The sequence below is a fragment of the Streptomyces sp. DSM 15324 genome, from assembly GCF_001514285.1.
GTDB lineage: Bacteria > Actinomycetota > Actinomycetes > Streptomycetales > Streptomycetaceae > Streptomyces.
This window is the reverse complement of sequence record NZ_KQ949035.1, coordinates 287734-297251: the sequence shown is the minus strand read 5'-3', so window position 1 is coordinate 297251 and position 9518 is coordinate 287734. Positions and strand designations below refer to the sequence as shown.

2 protein-coding genes are annotated in these 9518 nt (G+C 74.3%); both read left to right on the top strand.

All coding sequences use genetic code 11. The annotated features are described in order from the left end of the window. Positions 1-44: 44 nt before the first annotated feature. Positions 45-8918: a type I polyketide synthase gene (locus AQJ58_RS33955; protein ID WP_067257105.1), complete on the top strand. Its 8874-nt coding sequence runs from the start codon at positions 45-47 to the stop codon at positions 8916-8918. A gap of 57 nt (positions 8919-8975) precedes the next feature. Continuing rightward, the coding region (locus tag AQJ58_RS33950) for a beta-ketoacyl synthase N-terminal-like domain-containing protein (protein WP_199844747.1) at positions 8976-9518 on the top strand (543 nt) is incomplete at its 3' end.

Sequence of the window (9518 nt, the reverse complement as noted above, 5' to 3'; positions counted from 1 at the left end):
CACCCCACACTGCGGCCGCCCCTGAGGGCGCCGGAGAGGGCGAGGTGTCGATGCTGCCGTGGGTGCTGTCCGCGGCGGGCGGCGCGCTGCCCGAACAAGCCGAGAACCTGGCGGCCTTCGTGGAGGCGCGCCCCGACCTCCCCCTCGCCGACACGGCCCGGGCGCTTGTGACCACCAGGACCGTGCTGGAGCACCGCGCGGTGCTCCTGGCCGCCGACCACCACGAACTGGTGACCGGTCTGCGTGCGCTGGCCGAAGGTGCCGACGCGCCGGGGCTGATCCGGGGCGCGCAGACCCGCGCGGCGAAGACGGCGCTGCTCTTCGCGGGGCAGGGCTCGCAACGGCTCGGCATGGGCCAGGAGTTGTATGCCAAGTACCCCGTCTTCGCCGAGGCGTTCGACGCCGTGGACGCGGAACTGCCCTTCGATCTGCGGGAGGTGGTGTTCGGTGAGGACGCCGACCTGCTGAACCGGACGGAGTTCACCCAGCCGGCGCTGTTCGCGCTGGAGGTGGCGCTGTTCCGGCTGCTGGAGTCGTGGGGTGTACGGCCGGACGTGCTGGCCGGTCATTCGATCGGTGAGATCGCTGCCGCGCATGTGGCGGGGGTGTGGTCGCTGGCGGACGCGTGCCGTCTGGTGGCGGCGCGCGGCCGGCTGATGCAGGCGCTGCCGGCCGGTGGTGCGATGGTCGCGCTCCAGGCCGCCGAGGACGAGGTCCTGCCCCTCCTTGGTGACGAGGTGGGTGTCGCGGCGGTCAACGGCCCGCGGGCCGTGGTGGTCGCGGGTGTCGCGGATGAGGTGGAGAAGGTCGCCGCGCACTTCCGTGCCCTGGATCGCAAGGTGACGGCGTTGCGGGTGAGTCATGCGTTCCACTCGCCGTTGATGGAGCCGATGCTCGCCGACTTCCGCAAGGTGGCGGAGAGTCTGACGTACGAGCGTCCGAAGCTGCCGATGGTGTCGACGGTGACGGGTGAGGTGGCCTCGGCCGACGAGGTGATGTCGGCGGACTACTGGGTGGCCCATGTGCGTCGGCCGGTGCGTTTCGCGGACGCGGTCCGGGTGCTGGCGGGGCAGGGTGTCGGGCGCTGGGTGGAACTCGGCGCGGACGGTACTCTCACCGCTCTCGCCCAGGCCTGCCTCGACGACACCGGGGCCGTGGTGATGACGCCGGTGCTGCGCAAGGACCGGCCCGAGGCCGCCGCGCTCCTCGCCGCCGTCGCCACCCTGTTCACCGCGGGCGCCGAAGTGGACTGGCGTGCCGTCCTCCCCGCCGGCGGCCCCGGCGCCGTCGAGCTGCCCACGTACGCCTTCCAGCGGAAGCGGTTCTGGCCGCAGCCGTCGCAGAGCCCGGGCGACCTGGCCGCCGCCGGGCTCGACGTGGCGGCGCACCCGCTGCTGGGCGCCACCGTGGAACTCGCCGACGGGGGAGCGGTGCTGACCGGACGCCTCGCGCTCAGGTCGCACCCGTGGCTGAGGGACCACGACATCCTGGGCACGGCGGTCTTCCCGGGCACGGGCTGGGCCGAGCTGGCGCTGCGCGCCGGCGACCAGGTGGGGTGCACCCGGGTCGAGGAGCTGACGCTCGCGGTGCCGCTGCTGGTGCCGGAGGCAGGCATGGTTCGCCTGCGGGTGACCGTCGGTGTGGCCGACGAAGCGGGACGCCGCACCGTGGAGATGCACGCACGCCACGAGGACGCCCCGGACGACACCCCGTGGGTGCTGCACGCCGACGGAGTGCTGGCCGCGGACACGGCGGCGGAGACACACCGCGACGCGGAGTCCGGCCTCGCCGAGTGGCCCCCGCCGGGCGCCGAGCCCCGACCCCTGACCGACGTGTACGAGCGGTTCGCGGCTGCCGGGCTGCGGTACGGCCCGGTGTTCCAGGGGCTGCGGCAGGTGTGGCGGCGTGGCGAGGAGGTGTTCGCCGAGGTCGCCCTGCCGGAGGAGCACGAGGCACTCGCGTCCCGTTTCGGACTGCATCCCGCCCTGCTCGACTCCGCCCTGCACGCCGTCCTGTTCGGTCCCCTCGGCGACACGGGCCCCGGCCGGCTGCCGTTTGCGTGGCGCGGACTGTCGCTCTACGCGGGCGGGGCGCGTGCCCTGCGGGTGCGGGTGGTGCCCGCCGGACCCGACGCGGTGTCCCTGCACGTGGCCGACCCGTCCGGCGGCCTGGTCGCCGCCGTCGAATCGCTGGCGCTGCGGGAGGTGCCCGCCGAGGGGGTGGGCGCTGCGGGCCCGGCCCCCCTCACCGGGACGTACCGGATCGACTGGACCGCGCTGCCCTTCCGGGCCCCGGCCCCGGCTCCGGACCCCGCCGATCCGGCGGCCCCCGAAGACGTACGTACGGTGCTGCTGACGGATCACGCGGTCCCCGACGACCACCCGTCCGCCGCCCGCCCCGCCGTCCCCGCCCGCACCTGGGCGGAGCTGACGAGGGCCGTGCACGACGGCGAGGCCGTCCCCCGGACCGTGCTGCTGCCGTGGAGCGGCCCCGCGGACGCCTCGCTGGGCGGGTCCTCCGCCGTGGCGCACGCCGTCACCGCCGCCGCGCTCGCCTTCGTACAGGAGTGGCTGGCCGCCGACGAACTCGCCGAGGCCCGGCTCGTCGTCGTCACCCGAGGCGCGGTGGCGGTACGGCCCGAGGAGGAGTCGGATCCGGCGCTGGCCGCGCTGTGGGGCATGGTGCGCTCGGCCCGTACGGAGAACCCCGGTCGTTTCGCGCTGGCCGACCTCGACGGCACCCCCGGATCCTGGGACACCCTGGTCGCACTGCTCGCCGGACCGGACCTCCCCGCCGCGGAGACCGAACTGGCCGTCCGCGGGGCCGAGGTACTCGTCCCGAGGCTGGCAGCCGCCCCTCTGCCCGTCCCCGTCCCCCTGTCCGCCCCCGCCGCCGACGCCGCCCACCCCGGCGGAGAGGACGACACCGCTCGCCTCACGGACGACACCGCGCGCGTCACCAACGACACCGTCCGCCTCGCGGACGGTACCGTCCTCGTCACCGGAGGCACCGGCGGCCTGGGCGCCCTGGTCGCACGTCACCTGGTCACCGAGCACGGCGTACGCCACCTGCTGCTGGCGGGCCGGCGCGGTCCGGAGGCGCCGGGTGCGGCGGAACTCACCGCCGAACTGACGCAGTTGGGCGCCGACGTCACCGTCGCGGCCTGTGACGTGGCCGACCGGCAGGCACTCGAAGCCCTGCTGGCGTCGGTCCCGGCCGACCGCCCGCTGACCGGAGTGATCCACACCGCCGGTGTCGTCGACGACGGCGTGCTGACGTCCCTCACCGAGGAACGGCTGCTCGCGGTGGTGCGTCCCAAGGCGGACGCGACCGAACACCTCGACGCGCTCACCCGCGACCTGGACCTGGCCGCGTTCGTCCTGTTCTCCTCGGTCTCCGCCACCTTCGGCGGCGCCGGACAGGCCAACTACGCGGCTGCCAACGCCTACGTGGACGCCATCGCCCGGTGCCGCCGCAACCTCGGCCTGCCCGCGGTCTCGCTCGCCTGGGGCCCCTGGGCGCCGGGCAGGGGCATGACGGCGGAACTCACCGAGGCGGACCTGAACCGCATGGCGCGCGGCGGTGTCAGGCCGCTCGCCGTCGAGAAGGGCCTCGCCGTCCTCGACGCGGTCCTCGCCGATGCCGAGCCTTCCTTCCTGCTGCCGGTCGAACTCGACCTGCGTGCACTGCGCCAACTGCCCGAGGTCCCGGCTCTGTTGCGGGACCTGGTGGGAGGTCCGGCCCGGCGCGCCGCGCACACCGGCGGCCACGGCACGGGCGGCCACGGCACCGGCGGCGACGCACTGCGGAACCGGCTGCTGACCCTGCCCTCCGCCGAACGCGAACCGCACCTGCTGGAGCTGGTCACCGGTCTGGTGGCCCAGGTGCTCGGCCACGCCTCCGCCGCCGACGTGGAACCCGGCCAGGCGTTCAAGACCCTCGGCTTCGACTCACTGACGTCGGTCGAACTGCGCAACCGCGTCAACGCGGCGACCGGACTGCGACTGCCCGCCACCCTGGTCTTCGACCACCCTTCGCCCGTCGCGCTCGCCCGGCATCTGCTGACCGCCCTCGCCGGCGACGCGGCCGAGACCCCGGGCGGGGCGTTGCCCGCCTGGAAGGGCATGGACGACGACCCGGTGGTCATCGTGGGCATGGCGTGCCGGTTCCCCGGCGGCGTCGAGTCGCCCGAGGACCTCTGGCGACTGGTCAGCGAGGGCGGCGACGCGATCGGTGACTTCCCGACGGACCGCGGCTGGGACCTGGAGGCCCTGTACGACCCCGAGCCCGGCCGGCTCGGCCGGACCTATGTCCGCCGGGGTGGCTTCCTCTACGACGCGGCGTCCTTCGACGCCGGACTCTTCGGGATCTCGCCGCGCGAGGCGCTGGCCATGGACCCGCAGCAGCGGTTGCTGCTGGAGGTGTCCTGGGAGGTCCTGGAGCGGGCGGGCGTCGACCCGACCGCGCTGCGCGGCAGCCGCACCGGAGTGTTCGCCGGTGTCATGGGGCAGGACTACAACTCCTGCCTGCGCGAGGGCGAGCACGACTCCGACGGCTACCTGCTCACCGGCAACACCAGCAGTGTCCACTCCGGCCGTATCGCCTACACCTTCGGCCTCGAAGGCCCGGCCATGACGGTGGACACGGCGTGCTCCTCCTCCCTGGTCACCCTTCACCTGGCCGCCCAGTCGCTGCGGGCCGGCGAGTGCGATCTCGCCCTGACCGGCGGCGTGATGGTGATGTCCACGCCGGACACCTTCGTCGACTTCAGTCAGCAGCGCGGCCTCGCCTCGGACGGCCGCTGCAAGTCCTTCGGGGCCGGGGCCGACGGTACGGCCTGGTCGGAGGGCATCGGCATGCTGGTGCTGGAGCGGCTCTCGGACGCGCGCCGCAACGGCCACCGGGTCCTCGCGGTGGTGGCGGGTTCGGCGGTCAACCAGGACGGCGCGTCCAACGGTCTGACGGCGCCGAACGGTCCCTCGCAGGAGCGCGTGATCCGGCAGGCGCTGGCCAGTGCCGGGCTCAAGTCGGCCGACGTGGACGCGGTGGAGGCGCACGGCACGGGCACCCCGCTGGGTGACCCGATCGAGGCGCAGGCGCTGCTCGCCACCTACGGCCAGGACCGTGAACAGCCCCTGCTGCTCGGCTCGTTGAAGTCGAATGTCGGGCACACGCAGGCGGCGGCCGGTGTGGGTGGTGTGATCAAGATGGTGATGGCGATGCGGCACGGCGTTCTGCCGCGCACCCTGCACGCCGACGAGCCGTCGCCGTTCGTCGACTGGACGGCCGGTGACATCACCCTCCTGACGGAGAACGTGGAGTGGCCCGAGCCGCAGGGCCGACCCCGGCGCGCGGGCGTGTCGTCCTTCGGCATCAGCGGCACCAACGCCCACGTCATCATCGAGCAGTCCCCCGAACTTCTCCCCGCGGCGCCCGGGACGGACAGCCCCGAAGCGGCCGCTCAGGCCTCCGAGTTGCCGCTCACGCCCATCGCGCTGTCCGCCGCGTCCGAGGGCGCCCTGCGCGGTCAGGCCGAACGGCTGTGGGCCCAGGTCGACGCCGACCCCGGACTCCGCCTGGGCGACCTGGGCCTCTCGGCGTCCCTCCGCCCCTGGCTGGAGCACCGCGCCACCGTCCTGGCCGCCGACCGCGCCGAACTGCTGCGCGGACTGCGCGCACTGGCGATCGGCGAGCACGACCCCTCCGTCCTCACCGGCACACCCGGCCGCTCGGGCCGAAGGCTGGCCTTCCTGTTCGCGGGGCAGGGCTCGCAACGGCTCGGCATGGGCCAGGAGTTGTATGCCAAGTACCCCGTCTTCGCCGAGGCGTTCGACGCCGTGGACGCGGAACTGCCCTTCGATCTGCGGGAGGTGGTGTTCGGTGAGGACGCCGACCTGCTGAACCGGACGGAGTTCACCCAGCCGGCGCTGTTCGCGCTGGAAGTGGCGCTGTTCCGGTTGCTGGAGTCGTGGGGTGTACGGCCGGACGTGCTGGCCGGTCACTCGATCGGTGAGATCGCCGCCGCGCACGTCGCGGGCGTGTGGTCGCTGGCGGACGCGTGCCGTCTGGTGGCGGCGCGCGGCCGGCTGATGCAGGCGCTGCCGGCCGGTGGTGCGATGGTCGCGCTCCAGGCCGCCGAGGACGAGGTCCTGCCCCTGCTCGGTGACGAGGTGGGTGTCGCGGCGGTCAACGGGCCGCAGGCCGTGGTGGTCGCGGGTGTCGCGGATGAGGTGGAGAGGGTCGCCGCGCACTTCCGTGCCCTGGATCGCAAGGTGACGGCGTTGCGGGTGAGTCATGCGTTCCACTCGCCGTTGATGGAGCCGATGCTCGCCGACTTCCGGGTGGTGGCCGAGGGGCTGTCGTACGGGCGGCCTCGGATTCCGGTCGTCTCGACGGTGACGGGTGAGGTGGCTGCGGCTGAGGAGTTGATGTCGCCGGAGTACTGGGTGGAGCACGTGCGTCGGCCCGTGCGGTTCGCGGGTGCCGTGCTGCGGTTGGCGGAGCAGGGTGTGTCGCGGTTCGTGGAGCTGGGCGCGGACGGGACCCTGACGGCGCTGGCGCAGGGCGGTCTCGACGGTGAGGACGGGGGTGTTCTGCTGACCCCGACCCTGCGCAAGGACCGCCCCGAGACCCACTCGCTCCTCTCGGCGGTCGCGGGGCTGCACCTGCACGGCGGACAGGTGGACTGGGCCGCCGTCTACGCCCCGGCCGGGGCGACCGTGGTGGACCTGCCGACCTACGCCTTCGAACGCGAGCGTTTCTGGCCCGACGGCGCCAGGCTGGGCGGCTCGTCCGCGGCGGTCACCTCCGACCGCGCGGACGCCGGGTTCTGGTCCGCCGTCGAGCAGGGGGACGCCCGTACGCTGGCCGACTCGCTCGGTGTCGCCCAGGACGCGCTGGACGAGCTGCTGCCGGCGCTGTCGTCGTGGTGGCGGGGACAGCAGGAGCAGTCCAGGGTCGACGACTGGCTCTACTCCGTGAACTGGAAACCGCTCGGCGCGGTGTCCGGTGGTGGACTGCCCGGCCGCTGGCTGGCCGTACTCCCCGCCGCGCTGCGGGACGACGCGTGGGGCGCCGCCGTGCTGGAGGGGCTCGCCGGGTACGGGGCCGAGATCGCGGCGGTCGAGTACGAGCCCGGCACCGACCGGGCCGCGCTCGCCACGCTGCTGACCGCGGCCGCGGGGGAGGGGCCGGTCGCCGGTGTCCTGTCCTTCCTGGCGCTGTCCGAGGCCCAGAACGGGCACGCCGACGAGGTCCCGGCCGGCCCCGCCGCCACCGCCGTACTCGTCCAGGCGCTGGGCGACGCGGCCGTCGCCGGCCCGCTGTGGGCCCTGACCAGGGGCGCTGTCTCGGTGAACCGGTCCGACCCGGCGCCCGACCCGGCGCAGGGAGCGGTCTGGGGAGTGGGCCGGGTCGCCGCGCTGGAGCACCCGGAGGGCTGGGGCGGACTGGTCGACCTTCCCCAGGTCGTCGACCGGCGCACGACGGGCCGCCTCGTCGGCGTGCTCCAGGGCCGCGCCGGAGAGGACCAGGTGGCGATCCGGGCGACCGGTGTCTTCGGCCGCAGGCTCGGCCGTACGGCACCCGGTGAGCTCGGCGCGGGCTGGCGCCCCTCGGGCACCGTGCTGATCACGGGCGGTACGGGTGCGCTGGGCGCCCGGGTGGCCCGCTGGGCCGCCGCGCGGGGAGCCGAGCACCTCGTCCTGCTCAGCCGGCGCGGCCTGGACGCGCCCGGCGCACCCGCTCTGCGCGACGAACTCGCCGCTGCGGGCGTACGGGTGACGGTGACCGCCTGCGACGCGGCGGACCGGGACGCACTCGCCGCGCTGCTGGCCGAGCACCCCGTGGACGCGGTGGTGCACACCGCCGGTGTCCTCGACGACGGGCTGGTGGAGGCGCTCACCCCGGAGCGCTTCGCGGCCGTCCTGCGCGGCAAGACGGTCGCCGCCCGCAACCTCGACCTGCTGACCCGGGACCGGGAGCTGTCGGCGTTCGTGCTGTTCTCCTCCTTCGCGGGCTCCGTGGGCTCGCCGGGCCAGGGCAACTACGCGGCCGCCAACGCCTACCTCGACACGCTCGCCGAGCGGCGCAGGGCGGCCGGGCTGCCCGCCACGTCCCTGGCCTGGGGGCCGTGGGCGCAGGACGGCATGGCGGCCGACGGCGGCGTCGAGGAGTATCTGCGCCGCCGGGGCCTCACCGCACTGGACCCCGAGCCCGCCCTGGCCGCGATGGAACGGCTGGTGGGCTCCGGAGACCCGGCCGCCGTCGTGGCCCGGGTCGACTGGACGCGGTTCGCCCCCGCCTTCACCGCGGGACGGACTACCGCCCTGCTGGGGGAGATCCCCGAGGCCGACGCCGCGCTGCGGGACGCCGCCTCCGGGGCGGACGCCGACGCGCTGCGCCAGCGGCTCGCGGGACTGGGCGCCGACGAACGGTCGGCGGCCCTCGTGCAGCTGGTGCGGGAACAGGCCGCAGTGGTCCTCGGACACGCCAGGATCGAAGCGGTCGACCCGAGCCGCGCGTTCCGCGAGGCCGGATTCGACTCGCTGACCGCGGTGGAACTGCGCAACCGGCTCGGCACGGCCACCGGACTCCGGCTGCCGGCGACCCTCGTGTTCGACTACCCGGCCCCGGTGGACATCGCCCGGTATCTGGAGGGCGAACTCGTCGGGCCGGACGGTGACCCGGCCACCGGGTCCGGGCTCGTCGCCGAGATCGACCGACTGGCCGGGGTCCTCGCGGCCGAGGCCGGGGGCGGCGGCGCGACCGGCCCGGAGATCACCGCGAAGCTGCGGGGACTGCTGGCGCTGTGGACGGGCACCGACGCAGCCGACGAGACGGACGACGCGATCGCGGAATTGGACGGAGCGACGGACGACGAGATGTTCGACCTGATCGACAAGGAATTCGGGATCTGATCACCCGGCCCGTGCGACGGGTCCGTTCACGGCTTTTGCGCGAGGAAGTGGAGCACGATGGCGAGCAATGAAGAGAAGCTGCGGGACTACCTGAAAAGGGTGACGGCGGACCTCCGTCAGACCCGCAAGCGTCTTCATGACGCCGAGACGGGCCGCCAGGAGCCCGTCGCGATCGTCGGCATCGGCTGCCGCTTCCCCGGCGGAGCCGACACACCGGAGGAGTTCTGGCGGCTGCTGAACGAGGGGCGGGACACCGTCGCCGACTTCCCCGCCGACCGCGGCTGGGACCTCGACGGCGTCTTCGACGCGGCGGGCGGCGTCGGCACCACGTACGCCCGCCAGGGCGCCTTCCTCTACGACGCACCGCTGTTCGACTCCACCTTCTTCGACATCTCGCCTCGCGAGGCCACGACCATGGACCCCCAGCAGCGGCTGCTGCTGGAGACGTCCTGGGAGGCACTGGAACGCTCCGGCATCGACCCTGGTGCGCTGCGCGGCAGCCGCACCGGCGTGTTCACCGGCACCAACGGCCAGGACTACCTCGCGCTCATGCTCAACCGGCCGGAGGAGTCCGACGGCCACCTGACCACCGGCATCACC